The organism is Pantoea phosphatilytica, from assembly GCF_051025615.1.
In the GTDB taxonomy this organism is placed as follows: Bacteria; Pseudomonadota; Gammaproteobacteria; order Enterobacterales; family Enterobacteriaceae; genus Pantoea.
Genome location: NZ_JBPFDF010000002.1, coordinates 434,536 through 453,321 on the forward strand (window position 1 = coordinate 434,536; position 18,786 = coordinate 453,321).

General features: G+C 58.8%; 16 protein-coding genes and 1 pseudogene. 8 read left to right on the top strand and 9 right to left on the bottom strand.

Annotated elements, in window-relative coordinates:
* Positions 1-19: 19 nt before the first annotated feature.
* Both ACR6AS_RS12265 and ACR6AS_RS12270 read right to left on the bottom strand, forming a co-directional pair.
* Positions 20-916 (bottom strand): LysR family transcriptional regulator, encoded by an 897-nt coding sequence (locus ACR6AS_RS12265; RefSeq protein ID WP_111141875.1) that lies wholly within the window; start codon positions 914-916, stop codon positions 20-22.
* 161 nt (positions 917-1,077) lie between these two features.
* Entirely contained in the window at positions 1,078-1,446 is a 369-nt protein-coding gene (locus ACR6AS_RS12270; RefSeq protein WP_003855685.1) for a helix-turn-helix domain-containing protein, read from the bottom strand.
* A 300-nt stretch (positions 1,447-1,746) separates the two neighbouring features.
* Between ACR6AS_RS12270 and ACR6AS_RS12275 the strand changes: the two genes are divergently transcribed.
* The 3 genes from ACR6AS_RS12275 to ACR6AS_RS12285 all read left to right on the top strand — a co-directional run bounded on the left by ACR6AS_RS12275 (position 1,747) and on the right by ACR6AS_RS12285 (position 4,900).
* Positions 1,747-2,406 (top strand): response regulator, encoded by a 660-nt coding sequence (locus ACR6AS_RS12275; protein WP_111141873.1) that lies wholly within the window; start codon positions 1,747-1,749, stop codon positions 2,404-2,406.
* Positions 2,403-3,758, top strand: a complete 1,356-nt coding sequence (locus tag ACR6AS_RS12280) for a sensor histidine kinase (RefSeq protein ID WP_111141871.1) — start codon at positions 2,403-2,405, stop codon at positions 3,756-3,758. Before ACR6AS_RS12275 ends, ACR6AS_RS12280 begins: the two co-directional genes overlap by 4 nt.
* Positions 3,759-4,033: 275 nt before the next feature.
* Positions 4,034-4,900, top strand: a complete 867-nt coding sequence (locus ACR6AS_RS12285) for a nucleoside-specific channel-forming protein Tsx (protein WP_111141881.1) — start codon at positions 4,034-4,036, stop codon at positions 4,898-4,900.
* Positions 4,901-5,018: 118 nt separating this feature from the next.
* On the opposite strand, the gene yjdN is transcribed toward ACR6AS_RS12285, so the two are convergent.
* Positions 5,019-5,456 carry a VOC family metalloprotein YjdN gene (gene yjdN / locus ACR6AS_RS12290; RefSeq protein ID WP_111141869.1) on the bottom strand — a complete coding sequence of 146 codons (438 nt, stop codon included), beginning with the start codon at positions 5,454-5,456 and terminating at the stop codon, positions 5,019-5,021.
* A 72-nt stretch (positions 5,457-5,528) separates the two neighbouring features.
* Positions 5,529-6,425 carry a LysR family transcriptional regulator gene (locus ACR6AS_RS12295; RefSeq protein WP_111141867.1) on the bottom strand — a complete coding sequence of 299 codons (897 nt, stop codon included), beginning with the start codon at positions 6,423-6,425 and terminating at the stop codon, positions 5,529-5,531.
* Positions 6,426-6,538: 113 nt separating this feature from the next.
* Here ACR6AS_RS12295 and ACR6AS_RS12300 point away from each other — a divergent pair, with 113 nt between their 5' ends.
* The 4 genes and pseudogenes from ACR6AS_RS12300 to ACR6AS_RS12315 all read left to right on the top strand — a co-directional run.
* Positions 6,539-7,852, top strand: a complete 1,314-nt coding sequence (locus ACR6AS_RS12300; RefSeq protein WP_288360259.1) for an amidohydrolase — start codon at positions 6,539-6,541, stop codon at positions 7,850-7,852.
* Entirely contained in the window at positions 7,849-9,291 is a 1,443-nt protein-coding gene (locus tag ACR6AS_RS12305; RefSeq protein WP_111141270.1) for a M20 family metallopeptidase, read from the top strand. Before ACR6AS_RS12300 ends, ACR6AS_RS12305 begins: the two co-directional genes overlap by 4 nt.
* Positions 9,292-9,451: 160 nt before the next feature.
* The gene (abgT, locus tag ACR6AS_RS12310) at positions 9,452-10,969 is read left to right on the top strand and encodes a p-aminobenzoyl-glutamate transporter (protein ID WP_288360258.1); all 1,518 of its coding nucleotides are present in this window, start codon (positions 9,452-9,454) and stop codon (positions 10,967-10,969) included.
* Between the two features lie 186 nt (positions 10,970-11,155).
* Positions 11,156-11,354, top strand: a pseudogene (locus tag ACR6AS_RS12315) (MFS transporter); the annotation flags it as partial.
* A gap of 87 nt (positions 11,355-11,441) precedes the next feature.
* On the opposite strand, the gene ACR6AS_RS12320 reads toward ACR6AS_RS12315, so the two are convergent.
* Genes ACR6AS_RS12320 through ACR6AS_RS12330 form a run of 3 tightly spaced genes read right to left on the bottom strand, consistent with a single transcriptional unit; the run spans position 11,442 to position 15,284 of the window.
* Complete coding sequence (locus tag ACR6AS_RS12320) at positions 11,442-12,752, bottom strand: c-type cytochrome (protein WP_288360256.1); 1,311 nt, start codon at positions 12,750-12,752, stop codon at positions 11,442-11,444.
* A 10-nt stretch (positions 12,753-12,762) separates the two neighbouring features.
* On the bottom strand, positions 12,763-14,547 hold the full coding sequence (locus ACR6AS_RS12325) for a GMC family oxidoreductase (protein ID WP_288360254.1): 1,785 nt from the start codon (positions 14,545-14,547) through the stop codon (positions 12,763-12,765).
* 2 nt (positions 14,548-14,549) lie between these two features.
* Positions 14,550-15,284 carry a gluconate 2-dehydrogenase subunit 3 family protein gene (locus ACR6AS_RS12330; protein ID WP_111141273.1) on the bottom strand — a complete coding sequence of 245 codons (735 nt, stop codon included), beginning with the start codon at positions 15,282-15,284 and terminating at the stop codon, positions 14,550-14,552.
* A gap of 276 nt (positions 15,285-15,560) precedes the next feature.
* Between ACR6AS_RS12330 and sbmA the strand changes: the two genes are divergently transcribed.
* Positions 15,561-16,802, top strand: coding sequence for a peptide antibiotic transporter SbmA (gene sbmA, locus ACR6AS_RS12335; protein WP_288360250.1), 1,242 nt, complete (start codon positions 15,561-15,563; stop codon positions 16,800-16,802).
* Positions 16,803-17,089: 287 nt separating this feature from the next.
* On the opposite strand, the gene ACR6AS_RS12340 is transcribed toward sbmA, so the two are convergent.
* Positions 17,090-17,299, bottom strand: a complete 210-nt coding sequence (locus ACR6AS_RS12340; RefSeq protein WP_003855705.1) for a YdgH/BhsA/McbA family protein — start codon at positions 17,297-17,299, stop codon at positions 17,090-17,092.
* 212 nt (positions 17,300-17,511) lie between these two features.
* Positions 17,512-18,699 carry an MFS transporter gene (locus ACR6AS_RS12345; RefSeq protein WP_111141275.1) on the bottom strand — a complete coding sequence of 396 codons (1,188 nt, stop codon included), beginning with the start codon at positions 18,697-18,699 and terminating at the stop codon, positions 17,512-17,514.
* Positions 18,700-18,786 lie beyond the last annotated feature (87 nt).

The following is an 18,786-nucleotide window of genomic DNA, read 5'->3' on the forward strand; positions in this document are numbered from 1 at the left end:
TGTTGTCAGCAGGCAACAATCAGCGCGGATTCAGCGCCGCGATCAGAGCATCGCACAGCAGCGTGACCGGCGACGCCGTTTCACAGGCATCGTGCAGCAGCAGATAACTCTGCAGCCGGTCCATCTGCCACGCCGGCAGCAGTTGCTGGATCTCGCCGCGCGCGACCGCCTCCTGCGCCATGTAGGAAGGCAGATAAGCAATGCCGCTGCCCGCCAGCGCCGCATTCAGCAGTGCCATGCTGTTGTTGGCCCGAAACCGGCTGCGTACATCCAGCGCCAGCCGCTGCTTATCGCGGCGGAACGGCAACGCCGCAGTGTGCGCCGGGCCATGAAACAGCAGCAGGTCGTGGCGAGGCAGCATCTCCGGGTGCGTGATGGCGGGTCGCTGCGACAGGTAAGCGGGCGCGGCATAGAGTCCCCACTCGATCTCGCTCAGCACCCGGAAATGGCCCTGCTGTGGCGATCGGGATCGGATCACAATCGCCAGATCGGTCTGATCGTCGAGCCGATCGTGATTGCGATCGGTCAGATCGAGATCGACGTTGATATGCAGATGGCGGCGCAGAAAGCGATTAAGCACCGGCACCACACACTGGCAGCCGAAGGTCACGGGTGCCTGCAGCCGGAGATGACCCGCGGGCTGCTGATGCAGCTGCTGGACAAAGGTTTCGGCGCGCTGAACTTCGGCCAGCATCCGCACACAGTAGGGATAGTACGCCTGACCCAGCTCGGTCAGCGCCAGCCGCCGGGTCGTACGCTGCAGCAGCCGGATACCGAGCCGCAGTTCCAGCCGGGCAATCTCCCGGCTGACATGGGATTTGGACCAGCCCAGCGCGCGAGCAGCCTCACTGAAGCTCTGTAATTCCACAACACGAGCAAAAACCAGCATGGCGGTTAAATTCGCGCCGTTTTCCATATTTCCTGACTCCAGTCGGAATGAGATACTGGCAACAAGCTATCACGTCCGTATGGCGTCACGGCGGCTGAAGGGTAAAAAAGGCGGGAGGCAGCGAAAGGCGTGGAGAAGGCGGGCCGGCCTTCCCGTCTGAAGAGGGTGACGGGAAGGTCTGATGGGCCTCAACTGGCCATCGCCAGAGGAAACAGCAGCCGATCAGGCTCAACGCGACGCTGACGACGCAACTGACCCGGCGTCATCATAAAGTAGTTTTTAAAAGTGCGGGTGTAGGCCTGCTGGGTATCGAAGCCGTAGTTCATCGCCACCTGCAGTATCGCTTCGTTGCTGCTCAGCAGCGTAAGTGCAGACTCGGTCAGACGGCGCTGACGGATATATTCTGCCAGTGAAAAGCCGGTATGCTGGCGGAACAGGCGTTGCAGATGCCAGCGCGAATAGCCTGAGCGGCGCGCCACCTCATCCAGATGCAGATCGTGTCCTAAGTTGTTTTCAATCCAGTCCAGCAGACTCCGAATAAACTCGCGCTGATTCATGGTTCCTCCCGTTGATGCTGATGTGCAGTGGAACCACTCTACCCGCTAAAATTTATCCCTTAATTAGCAGAAAATTAGCGCAGAATTAGCAACGGCAGAAGCGCACAGGAAAAGGGGCAGCAGGAGGATGAGCCTCCCGTACATCACCGTCTGGCCGGTGACGCAAGCGGCCAGCGTTATCGATCAGATAACGGCTGAATCCGGGAATGCGTTGATAGCACAAAGGATGTCGACGGCGGATAATTCTGACCTAACAATTGATGAGTACACTCTCTTCCATCTTTGCAGAGGAGATCAGCCATGCGCGTATTACTGGTTGAAGATGATGAAATGATCGGCGCGAACCTTCAGCAGGCACTGGAGGGCGCAGGCTGGTCGGTGGACTGGGTGCGTGATGGCGTCTACGCCCAGAATGCGTGGAGCGAAGGCGGCTACAGCTGTGTGCTGCTGGATCTCGGCTTACCCCGCGATGATGGCCTGCAGGTGCTGCGCCGGGCGCGCGGACGCGGCGATGCCACGCCGGTGCTGATCCTGACCGCACGCGACACGGTGGCGCAGCGGATACAGGGGCTCGACAGCGGCGCTGATGACTACCTGCTCAAACCCTTCGATTTACAGGAAGTGATGGCCCGGATGCGTGCCATTACCCGACGCAGCCACGGCGCTGCGGACTCGGTACTGGGCAGCGGCGATGTCCAGCTGGATATGATGACCCGCGAGGTGCTCTACAAAGGCCAGCGCGAACAGCTTACCGCGCGGGAATATGCCCTGCTCTACGCACTGCTGGAACGGCCGGGCGCGATCCTGTCGCGAGAGCAGCTGGAAAACCGCATCTACGGCTGGGGCGATGAGGTCAGCAGCAACGCCGTGGATGTGCTGATTCACGGCATGCGGCGCAAGCTCGACAATGATGTGATCCGCAACGTGCGCGGGCTGGGCTGGCGGGTACCGGCAATATGAAACCCTTCGCGTTTATGCGCTCTCTGCGCAATAAATTACTCTCTACGCTGCTGATGATTCATCTGCTGATGATCGGCGGCGTGACCTGGTATTTCTTCAGCTGCTACGGCGATATGGTCGGCACCATGAAGGACGATCAGCTGGCGAAAATCGCCGATGCCTGGTCCACCAATAAACAGATGCCCGCCCTGATGCCGATGCTTATCGCGCCGGATAAGGCGAAAAGCGCCTTTGTCGTCCAGTTGTGGGACGATCGGGGCCAGCTGCGGGCCAGCTCATGGCCGGAACTGGCGGCGCCGCTGCAGAATCAGCGCGGCTATCGCGATGTCTATGTGGGCCATTGCGACGACTGCGAATGGCGCATCTACACCCGGCCGGGGATGCCAGGCAGTGAGATCAGGACCATTCAGGTTATGCACAACCTCAGCTACATGAAGGCCTCGATGGTTAAGCGCGCGCTGTCGGCGATCGTGCCGATGATCCTGATGATGCCGCTTTCGCTGCTGGTGATCTGGCTGGTAGTCAGGAAGATCACGCGGGATCTGCAGGTCGCGTCGCGGCAGATCGCGGCACAGGAGACCCATCATCCGCATATCGTCTCACCGGAAGGCTTACCGGATGAGATCCTGCCGCTGGTGGCAGCCTATAACTCGCTGCTGAGCAAGCTGCGCGACGCCTGGTCGTCCCAGCGTCAGTTTCTGGAGGATGCCGCCCATGAGCTGCGCACGCCGGTGACCGCCGTGACGCTGCAGCTGGAGAACCTGCGCCAGCATATTCAGCCCGGCGAGGCGAGCCGGCAGTTCAGTCAGCTGGAAGCGGGCGTTACGCGCACCCGTCATCTGGTTACGCAGTTGCTTAACGTCTCCCGCCAGGATGACCAGAGTGTCATCGCCAGCGTTGAACATATCGAACTGGACGAACTGCTGAAGGAGAGCATCGAGCAGCTGATGGTGGTGGCGGATAAACGTGGCATCGATATTGGCTTTAACGGCTCCACACAGTATCGCCTGCAGGCCAGCCGCTCCGAGCTGCGCAGCCTGTTCGACAACCTGATTGGCAACGCCATGCTGCATACCCCGGAAGGCAGCCTGGTGGATGTTCTGCTGCATCGGGTCGCGGGCAGAACGGTGGTCGATATCGTCGATAACGGCATGGGGATGCCGGACGCTTTCATCGACCGCGCATTCGATCGTTTTACCCGTTCGCCTGACGTTAAAGCGCAGGGCAGCGGTCTGGGATTATCGATCGTGCGCAACGTCGCGCAGAAGTACCAGATGCAGGTCGCCCTTTCCAACTGCCTGTCGCCACAGGGTACCGTTTGTGGTTTGCAGGTTCGCGTCACCCTTCCCTGATCCCGCCCGTTTGATCACGAACCAGACAACGTAAACGGTTGCCTGGTTCCGTTCGATCCTGGTCATTATTGTGAAGCAAATCACAATTTAGCTGAATTGTAATGCAACACTTTTTGACAAACGTGAGCAAAATCTATTTTCTATCGAACTGTTACAGGCACGCTACGCGGGCTGAAAACGGCTGTTTTTGCTGAACCTCTTATTCCCCTCCAGGGGACCGATATCTCTCTGACTGCCTCTGCTGGGCGGCGGTCAAAAGCATGTGGCTGATGATAATGAAATTTAAAACGTTGATAGCGGGTGCCGCGCTGGCATGTTCACTGACCGGTGCTGCGCAGGCCGCTGAAAGCGATCCGCAGTATGTTTCAGACTGGTGGCATCAGAGCGTTAACGTGGTAGGCAGTTACCACACCCGCTTCGGACCGCAGTTCAATAACGACGTTTATCTGGAATATGAAGCGTTTGCGAAGAAAGAGTGGTTCGATTTTTACGGCTACCTCGACGTGCCTAACTTCTTTGGCGTGGGCAACAGCAACGCCAACGGCGTGTTCGACCACGGTTCACCGATGTTTATGGAAATCGAACCGCGCTTCTCTATCGATAAGCTGACCGGCACCAGCCTGGCCTTTGGCCCGTTCAAAGAGTGGTACTTCGCGAACAACTACATCTACGACATGGGCCGCAACAGCGATAATCGCCAGAATACCTGGTACATGGGCCTGGGCACCGATATTGATACGCACAGCGATGTCGGCCTGTCGCTGAACGTTTACGCGAAATACCAGTGGGAAAACTACGGTGCGGCGAACGAAAACAGCTGGGATGGCTATCGCTTCAAGGTGAAATACTTCGTGCCTATCACCACGCTGTGGGGCGGTAACCTGGGCTATGTCGGCTTCACCAACTTCGACTGGGGCTCTGATCTGAATGAGAAAGGGGGTGCATCACGTACCAGCAACTCCATCGCCTCCAGCCACATTCTGTCACTGGGTTACGATCACTGGCATATCTCTGCGGTGGCTCGTTATTTCCACAACGGCGGCCAGTGGGCTGATGGTCAGGAGCTGAACTTCGGCAAGGGCCCGTTTGAAGTGAAATCAACCGGCTGGGGTTACTACCTGGTGGCGGGTTACAACTTCTGATAAGCGCGGGCGGCGCAGTGTGCCGTCCGACATACCGACGCGCTGGCCGGGAATTGAGCTTCCCGGTCAGCGCGTCTGTTTTCAGGCCTTGCAGATAAGCGCCACCCGTTTACGGCAATCAGTCCTGCGACTTCTCGACGTTGATACGCCAGGGAATGTTGAACTTGTCGATAAACATGGCGAAGCCGTCTGACCAGAAGGTCTCCTGCCACGGCGTCGTTACTTTGCCGCCTGCTGACAGTTTTTCAAACCAGGCTTTACCCTCTTCGACATCATCGGTGGAAAGGCTGACCGCATAACCGGCATGTTCAGACGCGGGCGGCTTCGCGGTGTCGCCATCGCTCAGCATCAGCTCACCATCACCAATGCGCAGCTGCGCATGCATGATCTTTTCTGGCGGCTGTGGCGCGGCAGACTGGTCACCGACCTGCTCACCCTGGTCCGGCATATCTCCGAACGTCATTTTGCCGAGCAGCTCACCCCCGGTTGCCTGCAGGTAAAAGTCGATAGCCTCTTCGCAACGGCCATAGAGAAACAGATAAGGACTGACTTGCATCTTCACCTCTATTTATCGGTTGGATTTTTACAGTACCTTAAGAGTGTAGACGATCGCCTTTACCCGCTGATTTTACTGACAATACCGGCGGAAGAGTTGCGCCATGTAACTGCTCATCGGGGTCAGCGTCGTCTCTTTCCGCTGAATCAGATAGAAGATCGCTTTCGGCAGGGGATCGTCGAGCGTCAGCGCCACCAGTGACTGGCCCAGAATCGGATCGTCAATGACGTCAACTGAGAGGATGCTGATGAAATCGCTTTGCGCGACCAGGCTGGTGCAGGCCATAAAGGTTTCACAGGTCACCACGATTTTGGGCGCCATGCCGCGCTCGCCAAACAGATCGTGCAGCAGGCGGTAATAACTGCCTTTCGGCGTGGGCATCGTCCAGTCCGCCTGCTGCAACGCCGCCAGCGAACGGGCCTTTTCCAGCGGATGGCCCTTGCGAACCACCACTCTGTATTCACGTTCCATGAGCCGCTCATACATCAGCTCCTGATCGAGATGGCTCTGATCGTAGGTATTGATCGTGAAATCAAGCGCGCCCTGACGCAGCTCATGCACCATCGACACCAGCTGGCCTTCGACGATGCGCACCTTCACCAGCGGATATTCACGATGAAACTGGTTTATCACCTGCGGCATGATGGTGCGCGCCACGCTGCCGCCCACCCCGATGTTCACCTGGCCGCCACCCAGCCCCAGACGCTGCTGGATATCCTCTTCCGCGACCCGCAGCTCTGCCAGCACCAGGCTGGCATGACGAAAAAAGTTATCACCGATATCGGTTAACACGACGCCCTGCTGACGGCGGTTAAACAGCTTTGCCCCCAGCTCTCGCTCCAGCTCCTGAATGGCTTTGGTTAACGCCGGCTGCGACAGCCCGGACAGACGGCTCGCGGCCCGGATACTGCCCTGTCGCGCCACGTCAACGAAAGCGCGCAGCTGATGAAGTTTGATGTTGGCAGACATAGTTCCCCGATAACCATTGTTTATCATTCGCAAGATATTCGCATCTTATGCCCGCCAGCACCATTGTGTAGATTCGACACAGTGCATAAAAAATCAACAACGAGGAAAAGCCGATGAAAATCCTTTCAGAGCACGTCAGCGCCCTGCTGCCAACGCTGCAACAGTGGCGACGCGACTTCCATCACTATGCCGAATCGGGCTGGCTGGAGTTCCGTACTGCCACCTTCGTGGCGGAAGCGCTGCACAGGCTCGGTTATCAGCTGAAGCTGGGTCGTGACGTCATCGACGCCGATGCGCGGATGGGCTTGCCGGACGACGCGACGCTGAAGCAGCAGGAGGCGCGGGCGTTGCAGCAGGGCGCACTGCCGCAGTGGATCAGCCACTTTTCCGGCGGATTCTGCGGCATTGTGGCAACGCTGGAAACCGGGCGTCCCGGCCCGGTGATGGGCTTTCGCGTCGATATGGATGCACTGGATCTCAACGAAAGCCAGGCCGACGATCACCTGCCGCAGCGCGAAGGGTTCGCCTCCTGCAACCCTGGCATGATGCACGCCTGCGCGCATGATGGTCACACCACCATCGGGCTGGGTCTCGCGACGGTGCTGATGGCGATGAAAGATCAGCTCAGCGGCACCATTAAACTGATCTTCCAGCCCGCCGAAGAGGGGGTGCGCGGGGCGAAAGCGATGGTCACCCGGGGCGTGGTCGATGATGTTGAGCGCTTCACCGCGATTCACATCGGCACCGGCGTTCCGGCAGGTGAAGTGGTGTGCGGCAGCGACAGCTTCCTTGCCACCACCAAGCTGGATGTCCGCTTCACCGGCGTCGGTGCCCATGCGGGCGGCCGCCCTGAAGAGGGTCGCAATGCCCTGCTGGCCGCAGCTCAGGCGACGCTGGCGCTGCATGGTTTGACCCAGCACAGCGGCGGCGTGGCACGGGTTAACGTCGGCGTGCTGCAGGCGGGAACCGGTCGTAACGTGGTGGCCGACTGCGCCCTGCTGAAAGTCGAAACCCGCGGTGTGACCAATGAGGTCAACGACGATATTTATCAGCAGGCGCTGCGGGTGATTGCGGGCGCAGCGGCGATGTATGGCGTTGAGCAGGAGGTTTCGCTGATGGGCGCGGCACGCAGCTGTACCCCGACGCAGCCGTGGGTCGACTTCATCCACCAGCAGGCGGACGCCCTCGGCCTCTTCAGCTCGGTGGTCGATCGTAAAGCGCAGGCGGCAGGTTCGGAAGATGCAACCTGCATGATGGAGCGCGTCATCGCGCGTGGCGGTCAGGCCTCCTACGTTATTTTCGGCTGTGCGCTGGCAGCGGGTCATCACAATGCGAAATTCGACTTTGACGAGCGGGTGATGCCGGATGCCATCACGCTGCTGGCCACCCTCGCCCTGAATCAGGCAGCGTTCGGGGGCGCAGGATGATGGAAGCCTTTATTGCCGATTATATCGATCGCCATCAGCTCCGCTTCAGCACGCTGAGCGACGCGATCTGGGACACACCCGAAACCCGCTTCGCCGAAACCCGCTCTTCCGCCCTGCTGGCCGATGCGCTGGAACAGGAGGGGTTTGTTGTGGAGCGGGGCGTGGGCGGTATCGACACAGCATTTATCGCCAGCGCGGGCAGCGGCAAGCCGGTGATTGCCATTCTCGGTGAGTTCGATGCGCTGGCCGGACTGAGCCAGCAGTCGGGCTGCGCCCGGCCACAGCCGCTGGAGGCCAACGGAAACGGACATGGCTGCGGGCATAACCTGCTCGGCACGGCGGGCGTCGCGGCGGCCTGCGCCGTGAAAGCCTGGATGGCGCAGCATCACACCGGCGGCACGGTACGCTTCTATGGCTGCCCCGGCGAAGAGGGGGGATCGGGCAAAACCTTTATGGTGCGTGAAGGGCTGTTTGATGACGTGGATGCCGCCGTCACCTGGCACCCCGAAGGTTTCAGCGGCATGTTCAATCTGCGCACGCTGGCCAATATTCAGGCGGCGTTCAGCTTCAAAGGCGTTGCCGCCCATGCCGCCAACTCTCCCCATCTGGGCCGCAGCGCGCTGGATGCCGTCACGCTGATGAATACCGGTGCCAACTTTCTGCGCGAGCACATCGTCCAGGAGGCGCGCGTGCACTACGCCATCACCAACAGCGGCGGCGTTTCACCGAATGTGGTGCAGGCCGACGCGGAGGTGCTCTACCTGATCCGCGCCCCGGAACTGCCGCAGGCCCAGGCGATTTATGAACGGGTGATTAACATCGCCAGGGGTGCCGCACTGATGACTGACACGACCCTGACGGTGCGTTTTGACAAAGCCTGCTCAGACTACGTGCCTAATCGTGCGCTGGAAGCGGTCATGGAGCGCAATTTGCATCAGTTTGGTCTGCCCGACTACAGCGACGAAGAGCGCGCGTTGGCGGCCGAACTCCGTGCCACTCTGACCGATGACGATCTGCGCAATGCCCGGCTGAATGCGGCCCGTATCGGTGGCGAAGCCGGTTATGCCTGGGCTGAGCGGCTGGGCGATAAGCTCTTTATGGACGAGGTTGCGCCCTATGCCGTCACGCGTGAACTGCTTTATGGCTCCACCGATGTCGGCGATGTCAGCTGGGTGACACCCACCGCACAGTGCTTTGCGCCCTGTTTTACGTTTGGCACGCCGCTGCACACCTGGCAACTGGTGGCGCAGGGCCGCACCAGCATCGGGCATAAAGGGATGTTTCTGGCAGGCAAAGTGATGGCAGCCACGGTGTTAACCCTGTTGACGGATCCGCAGACGCTGGCTGACTGTCGGGCCGAGTTTGAACATACACGCGCCGCGCAGCCTTATCAGTGTCCGATCCCGGCAGGGATCACCCCAACAAAACTGGCCGGATGAGCCAATGGCCGTGTCTCTGACGCGGCCCCTTATAAAAATGATTGCAAACACTTCCCTGACTCAGCGGAGCCGTTTCTGAACTCACCGCCTGTCGCCTTCCCGGACCGGCGTCAGACCGGGCCTCCGCCGATAAAGGGAACCCAAGACGAGAATCAATACCATGGAAGCAACATCCGCGAACCGCACTCCTGGCCGGCTCTTCTGTTGGATAGAGCGTATAGGCAACAAAGTCCCCAACCCGTTTTTACTGTTTGTTTATCTGATCGTGGTGCTGATGGTAGCTACCGCCATTATCAGCGCGCTGGATCTGGCGGTGACCAACCCCAGTAACGGCGAAGTTGTACGGGTAAACAACCTGCTGAGCGTCGCAGGCCTGCAGTGGATCCTGCCCAATATCATCAAAAACTTCAGCAGCTTTACCCCGCTGGGATCGATTCTGGCACTGGTGATTGGGGCCGGACTGGCCGAAAAAGTGGGCCTGCTGCAGTCGCTGATGGTGAAAATGGCGTCACGCGTCAGCCGTCGTTACGCCAGCTATATGGTGCTGTTTATCGCCTTTTTCAGCCATATCTCCTCGGATGCCGCGCTGGTCGTCATGCCGCCGCTGGGCGCGCTGATTTTTCTGGCGGTGGGACGACATCCGGTCGCAGGTTTGCTGGCCGCGATCGCTGGCGTCGCCTCAGGCTTTACCGCTAACCTGCTGATCGTCACCACCGATGTGCTGCTCTCCGGCATCAGTACCGAAGCGGCCAAAGCGGTCAGCGACACGGTACACGTCAGCGTCATCGACAACTGGTTTTTTATGGCTACGTCGGTAATTGTACTGACGATTGCGGGTGCGCTGCTGACCGACAAATTTGTTGAGCCGCGCCTGCCAGCGTGGCAGGGCAACGGTGAGAAGCTGGCGGCACTGACGCCGCTGGAGAACCGCGGTCTGCGCGCCGCCGGCATCGCCGCCCTGCTGTTTATTGCGCTGATGGCGCTGCTGGTCGTGCCGGAACAGGCGCCGCTTCGCCATCCCACCACCGGCGCCATCATTCCCTCACCCTTTATTCAGGGTATTGTGCCAATCATCATCCTGTTCTTCTTTGTGGTCGCGATTGCTTACGGCGTGGTGACCCGGCAGATCCGCCGTCCGGATGATATTCCGCAGCTGCTGGTTGATCCGATGAAAGGCATGGCGGGTTTTATCGTGATGGTGTTTCCGCTGTCGCAGTTCGTGGCGTTCTTTAACTGGAGCAATATGGGCAAATTCATGGCGATCGGGCTGACCGACGTACTGGAGAGCGCAGGCGTCAGTGGCGCACCCGCCTTTCTCGGCCTGATGTTCCTGTCCGCGTTTCTCTGCATGTTTATCGCCAGCGGATCTGCGATCTGGTCGATTCTGGCCCCGGTCTTTGTCCCCATGTTTATGCTGCTCGGCTTTCATCCCGCCTTTGCCCAGATGATTTTTCGCATCGCCGACTCTGCCGTCCTGCCCCTGGCTCCGATGTCGCCTTTCCTGCCGCTCTTCCTGGCCTTTTTACAGCGTTACCAGAAGGATGCGCAGCTCGGCACCTATTACGTGCTGATCTTCCCCTATCCGCTGGTGTTCTTTATCAGCTGGATAGCTCTGCTGCTGGTGTGGTATCTGCTGGGCCTGCCGATTGGACCGGGCGTCTGGCCGCATCTGCCATAATGCACGGTGCCTGCCACGGATGGCAGAACCTGCAATGTGCGTTGCTGAATCGTCAGCAACGCCCCTCCCGGCAACCGCGGATGAATTGCCTGTTCTGCTTATTCTCTGCTTGCTAACGGTTAACGCGTTTACGAAGCCGCTGACCGGCTGCACGTCGCCCCTGAACTGCCTGAGGTTCACGCTGAAATGACCACGCTCGCCACCAGGCTCGCCTGGGGACACTTCACCCGCGATCTGCAACCGCTTAGCCGCGCGTATTGATGCGCTGCCCTCCGCCGCCGGATTGTGGCGAATCATTACCCTGCTGGCGCCGGGTAGTTTTTTTGAGCTTTATGATCTGCTGGAGACCGGCTACATCAGCAGCGGGCTGCTGTCGGCGGGGATTAACGGGCCGAAGACGCGGGGACGCGATCCGGAAAACATCTGAAAAAAAGGCCGTCACCCTGAGGGTGACGGCCGCGTTGATTGCCGTTTACCTGCCTTCCAGTACCCGGATATCGGCACTGCCCAGCCGATCTTTCTCATCTTTCCGCAGCGCGGCGACCTGCTTCGCGCTGACCGGCTCCGACGCCGTATTGCCCCAGCTGTTGCGCACGAAGTTCACCACGTCCGCGACCTGCTGGTCGTTAAGACGCCAGCCAAATGCCGGCATGGTAATGGTTGAGGGTGCGCCATTGACGCCAGGCAACTGACCGCCCACCAGCACGATGTGGATCAGTGAGGTCGGATCGTCCGCCAGCACCACCGGATTGCCGCGCAGCGCCGGATAGAAGCGTTTGTAGCCGCTGCCATCGGTTTTGTGGCAGGCGGCACAGCTATCGACATAGGTTGCCGCCCCTGTCTGGCTGTCGTCGCCCTTCCACAGTGCTTTTGCGGTCGCATCATCCACGCTGAATGCCGCCTGATGCGGATCTTTTGCACCCAGGGATTTCAGGTAGCGCGCAATGGCTGTGATATCGGCCTCGCTCAGGTGTTGCAGGCTGTGTTCCACCACATCGGTCATGCCACCGAACGCGGCGGTCTGATCGTTGCGGCCATAACGCAGGAACTGACGCAGATCCTCTTCGCTCCAGCGTCCCAGTCCATCCCGGTTGTCGCCACGCAGATTGCTGGCGGTCCAGCCATCAACCGGTGCGCTGCTGCCTGCCAGATAGTCACTTCCCTCTTCGTTGGTCAGCGCCTTCTCCTGCATGGTGATGCTGCGAGGCGTGTGGCAGGCGCCGCAGTGGCCGAGGCCCTCAACCAGATAGCGACCGCGCGCCAGCACCGGATCTTCCTGCGGGGCGGGCTGGAAGGCTTTCACATCGGGCGCAAAAATTCCGCGCCAGATCGCCAGCGGCCAGCGCATCGACAGCGGCCACGGAATATCGCTCTCCCGATTCGCCTGCTTAACCGGGGCGACACCCTGCATGAACCAGGCGTAGAGCGCCTTCATATCCTCGTCGCTGACCACCGCGTAAGAGGGATAAGGCATCGCCGGATAGAGCGTATCGCCATTTTTTGCCACGCCGTGACGCACCGCTTTCTGGAAGTCGTCATAGCTGTAGTCACCAATACCGGTCTCAGGATCGGGCGTGATGTTGGTGGAGTAGAGGGTGCCAATCGGTGTTGCCATCGGCAGCCCGCCGGCAAAGGGTGCGCCGCCTTTGCTGGTGTGGCAGGCCACGCAGTCACCGGCGCGCGCCAGATACTCACCCCGTTTAAGCAGATCGTCCTGACCGCTTTCCGCCAGTGCAGAGAACGACAGCGCGCCCAGAATCAGAGCCAGAATGCCATTTTTCATCGCCATCTCCTTATGCCTGTACCAGCGGGCCGGGGTTTTTCAGGTAGTGTTCGCGAATCGCTTTGGCTGACCAGTAGGTCAGCGCCGCTACCATGCCGGTCGGGTTATAGCCCAGACCCTGCGGGAAGGCGGACGCGCCCGGTACAAACACATTCGGGACATCCCAGCTCTGCAGATAACGGTTAACCGCACTGGTTTTGGGATCGTCGCCCATGATCGCGCCGCCACTGATGTGGGTGGTCTGATAGACCGTAGAGTCAAAATGCGTGCCCGGCTTTTTCGCACCGCCGATGATCATCTTCGGATTCATCGCTTCCGCGATTTTGTGCATCTTACCGACCATGAACTGCGCCATTTTGATGTCGTTCTCCTGCCAGTCAAAAGTCATACGCAGCAGAGGCTGTCCGTAGGCATCTTTATAGTTGGGGTCGAGATCGAGATAGTTAGCGCGATAGGACTGATGCGCACCGTGCGCGTCCATCGACAGATGATGGGTGTAGGTATCCGCCACCGCCGCCTTCCATTTGCTGCCCCAGTTTGGCGTACCCGCTGGCACCGGCAGGCCGGAGATCGGTTTGGTGCCCGCCTGGTTGACCCAGAATGGTGAGCCGCCGACAAAGCCCAGCGGCCCGTGGTCGAAGTTATCCGCGTTGAAATCATCCACGCCAACACCCGCGCCCCCCGCGCCGATAAACGGGTTAGTGGTGGTGTTTTTGTCGAACAGCGCCTTCAGCGTCGAGAGGTTCTGATAGGCGAAGTTACGTCCCACCGTGCCTTCATTGGTGATGGGGTTGTAAGGCTTACCGATGCCGGAGAGCAGCATCAGATGCACGTTGTGGAACTGGAAGGCGGAGAGGATCACCAGATCGGCGGGCTGAACCTGCTCGCGTCCCTGACCATCCACATAGGTTACGCCGGTAGCGCGTTTTTTGTCGTCGCTGAGATTCACCCGCAATACATAGGCGTTGTTACGCAGCTCAAACTTCGGTTCCTGACGCAGGGCGGGCAGGATGTTGACGTTTGGCGACGCCTTGGAATACATGTAGCAGGCGTAGCCGCTGCAGAAACCACAGAAGTTACACGGCCCCATCTGCGCGCCATAGGTATTGGTGTAGGGACCGGAGGTATTGGCAGACGGCAGATCGTAAGGGTGATAGCCGACCGATTCGGCAGCCTGGGCGAACAGCTGCGCCGAGTAGGTGCGCTTCTGCGCGGGCAGCGGGAAGTTATCTGAACGATCGGGCGCGAACGGGTTGCCGCCCTTCTCTTTGCCAACCACCTTGCCCCTGATGCTCCAGGCGCTGCCGGAGGTGCCAAAAACTTTTTCCGCTTTGTCGAAAAAGGGCTCCAGCTCATCATAGGTGACGCCAAAGTCCTGAATCGTCATGCCTTCCGGGATGAAGTGCTTGCCGTAACGCTCTTCGTAGTGGCTGCGCATCCGCAGCTCAATCGGATCGACACGGAAATGGACGCCGGACCAGTGCAGACCCGCGCCGCCGGTGCCGGTGCCGGGTAAGAAGGCGGCCAGCTGACGATAAGGCACCGCCGTCTGTGACGCGTCGTGACGAATGGTGACGGTGCTTTTGGAGAGATCCTGGAACAGCTTTTTGCGGACGTTATAGGTCAGTTCGTCAATCGACTGCGGATAGGCCCCATCGGGATAGGTATCGCGATGCGGTCCGCGCTCCAGCGCCACGACGTTCAGGCCCGCTTCGGTCAGCTCTTTCGCCATAATGGCGCCCGCCCAGCCAAAACCGACAATGACCGCATCCACTTTTTTCATTTCGTTTGCCATGCTTAACTTCTCTCTCCGCGAATCGACACTGACGGGAACGGATACCGTTCGCCGCGCTCTACCCAGTCCATAAAGTCGGCGCGTGCGCCAGGGAAGTTGATCAGCCGCCAGCCCACCATGCCCTGATTCCCGCCGTGGATAGGATCGCTGAAGAAGCCTTCGCGGGTGTTCTGCAGCAGAAAACTAAAGAAGACTTTTGCCGGCAGCTGGCTGAATTCGGCGCTGCCGCTCTCCATCGCCTGCAGCAGGGCATCCTGCTGATCGCCGCTGAGCTGCGCGAAGACCTTGCCGTGCTGCTGTTTGCTGTAGCGATCGGCATCGGCCAGTCCCAGACGATAGATCTGCTGCGGCACCAGCGGAAGCTGGTAGCCCAGCTCTTTTGGCAGGTCAGGATTAAATGGCCCCTGCATATACCAGTTCGATCCCGTGGCGTAGGGGGTATTCATCTGACGGTCGATAAACTCCGGCACGCCCGCTTCCAGCGCGCCCGGGCCACGTTCGTCGCTGGGAATGAGCCGTGCGACGGCGGCGGTGATAAAGGCATACTCTTCCGGTGTAAACCAGGCGGGCTGGTAATCGCGCGCCTGTTGTGGTGCCGCAGGCGTCTCAGCCGCCTGCGCGGCCTGCGTCAGGGAGAGCGCGCCCATCGCAGTGGACCCTACCGCCATTGCTGGCGCCAGGGTAATTGTCTTCAGCAAAAAATCCCTGCGTGAATGACCCTTTTTTTGTTCTGACATGACATTGCCTCATTCCCGCGCTGACTGGCGGTATGAAAAAAGTGGTGGTTGCGTTGTAATGGTTTTAATCCGCAGATACCGGCCCGGAGCCGGTTTGTTACCGGTAACAAACCTCCATATTGTAACACTGCCATTCACAAAGATTTAGTTCCAGGAAACAAAATCGCACAATTTCATTAACATCTCTCCTCGTCCTGTCACGAGCAGAAACAACAGACTACAGACAGCGACAGGTCAAAAACGTTATAACAGGCAACACACAACAGCGGAGTCCCTATGTTTAAGTCTTTTTTTCCACGGCCAGCGCTGTTTTTCAGCTCTGCGGCTGTCTGGAGCTTAATTGCGATTTTTGCCTGGTTTGGCTTTGCCAGCGATTTGCCCGGCAACTGGCCCACATTTGAAGCCGCGATCAAAACGCCGCTGCCGACCACGGCCGCACGTTTTATCGCCGCCAGCCAGCTCTGGTTCTATCTCTACTACTGGATTATGGTCACGCTATTCGCCGTGGCCTGGCGGATTATCGATCCGCACCCGTGGCAGCGCTGGTCAGTATGGGGTTCCGCGCTGATTATCTTTGTCACCTGGTTTGGTGTGCAGGTCGGGGTGGCGATTAATGCCTGGTATGGCCCATTCTATGATCTGATTCAGAAAGCATTGACCAAAGCGGGCTCGGTTAATATTTCTGATTTTTATCGTGAGGTTATCGCGTTTCTTGGTATCGCATTAATCGCCGTGGTGATTGGCGTACTCAACTCTTTCTTTATCAGTCACTGGGTTTTCCGCTGGCGTACCGCCATGAATAACTACTATATGCACAACTGGCAGCGCCTGCGTCATGTCGAAGGGGCCGCACAGCGTGTGCAGGAAGACACCATGCGGTTTGCCACTACGCTGGAAGACTGGGGCGTCAGGTTTATTCAGGCGATAATGACACTGGTAGCGTTTTTACCGGTGCTGGTGGCACTCTCTCGTCACGTCAAAGATATCCCGATTCTGGGCAATATTCCTTATGCGCTGGTGATCGCTGCGGTGCTCTGGTCGGTATTTGGCACCGGGCTACTGGCGCTGGTGGGGATCAAACTGCCGGGGCTGGAGTTCCGCAATCAGCGGGTGGAAGCGGCTTACCGTAAAGAGCTGGTCTACGGCGAAGATCATGCCGATCGCGCCAGACCACCGACGGTGCAGGCGCTGTTCAGCCGCGTGCGGGTAAACTACTTCCGCCTCTACTTCCACTATCTCTATTTTAATATCACCCGCATTCTCTATCTGCAGGTTGATAACGTGTTTGGTCTGTTCCTGCTGTTTCCGTCGATTGTCGCAGGCACTATCACGCTGGGCTTGCTCAACCAGATCACTAACGTCTTCGATCAGGTGCGCGGCTCATTCCAGTATCTGATCACCTCCTGGTCAACGCTGATTGAGCTGATGTCGATCTATAAACGTCTGCGCAGCTTTGAGCAGATCCTGGATGATGTACCGCATGATGAGATGATGCGCGAAGCGTCGGAAGAGCTGTAGAAGGGTGTGAAAAAAGAAGCCACGTTAGCGTGGCTTTTTTTTCGTCAGTGATCAGGCAACACGTAAATAGCCCAGCGTTCCATATGATGGCGGCATAGGCGATCGCTGCCGCGTAAGCCTCAGTCAACTGCGGATACAGCGTCAGATGCGGTCATCGTTTATCCGCAGCCTGACACAAAATTTCTGAGAAATGCGTTTATCGTGGGAAAAGGAGGCGGGGCGCGCTGCAGAACAACGCAGCCAGGACGCCCGAAGGCGTCCTGTCAGCATAGAGGGTAAAGCTCAACTTATTTCAGCAGCTCAGCGGTCATGTGAACGCCGTTGTTGGTGTAAGCTTCGGTGATTTTATATGAAGCACCAGCATCCTGAGCCTGGGCAGCGATTTTCGCTTCAGCACCATCCAGTGTAGAGTCGACGGCGGTCACAGATTGCGCGAAGCTGGCGAATGGCAGGACAGAGAGCGCGATAACAGCTGCAAAAGTTTTGATAGATTTCATGGTCAATTCCTCGGTTAATTTTTATCAGGTAAGGCGTGCTGCCTTGTTGATAGATATAATAGTCCCGAAGTCAGTCAGTAAAAAGCGGAGTGATTTGCTTAACTCATTCAGTAAAACTGAACATAAAAAGCACGTTTCGCACAGTTTTCGCTCAGAAGGTTAATAATCCAGGTACAATAAAAAAGGCAGCATTTCCCGCTGCCTTTATGGCGTCAGCCGTGGTGTCTGACGCGGGTGAAGATGGTCAGCGCGGCCAGCAGCATCAGCACCCCGCTGGCGACAAAGACGCCCCCTGCGCCGCGCAGGTCGAACATCCAGCCGCCCGCCGCCGCGCCGGCGGTAATCGCCAGCTGAATAGTCGCGACCAGTAATCCGCCACCCGATTCCGCATCGTCCGGCACCGCGCGCGAAATCCAGGTTGACCAGCCGGTTGGCATCGAACCAAACGCCATTCCCCAGAGTGCCACGCCCGCACCGACCATCCAGCTGACCTCGCCAGACGTGACCAGCAGCAGCGCGGTGACGCTCATCAGCAGCGCCATCCCGCTCAGCGTCAGCGACACGCTGCGGGTGACCAGGAAACCGGCCAGCGAGGTGCCAAAGAAGTTCGCCACACCAAAGGCCAGCAGCGCCAGTGACAGCTGATTGAGGTTGAACTGCGCCACGCCTTCAAGGAATGGACGCAGGTAGGTAAAGAAGGCGAAGTGGCCGGTAAACATCATAATGACCGCAAGCATCCCCCAGCGCATGACGCCCATCCGCAGCAGCGCCAGCACCCCGCCGTTGCGATCTTTGTTCTCCGCAGGCATGTCGGGCAGCGTAAAGAACTGCCACAGCAGCGCCACGCTGCCCAGTCCGGCGGTCAGCATAAAGATGTTGCGCCAGCCCACCAGCCCGCCCAGATAGCTGCCCAGCGGGGTGGCGATAATCGTCGCCAGCGAGATACCGCTGAAGACGATCGAGAGCGCACGCGGCACCTGGTCGCCGGGCACCAGACGCATGGTGATGGCGGTAGAGAGCGTCCAGAATCCCCCGATGGCCATCCCGAGCAGCACCCGCGCCAGCAGGATCACGGTCAGGTCAGCCGCAAAGGCCACCATCAGCGCCGAGGCGATCAGCAGCAGCGAAAAAACCAGCATTACGATGCGGCGATCGATACGCCGCGTGACGCTGCCGATGACCAGACTGGTAAAGAGCGCCACCAGCGCAGTCACGGTCACGGTCTGCCCCGCCTGCCCTTCTGAGACGCCCAGGCTATGGGCCATCGGCGTCAGCAGGCTGACGGGTAAAAATTCGGCGGTAATCAGGCTGAACACCCCAAACGCCATAGCAAAGACCGCGCCCCACGCGGGACGGGCGGGCGAGGAAACCTCATCAGCCACTTCGGTTGTCAGACTCATGCTGCTTCTCCGGAAAATAAAAAAGTGAGTGTGAGCATAGAGTGTCGGACCAGGACGATCTATGATGCTTACACCTTCATTTTTGAT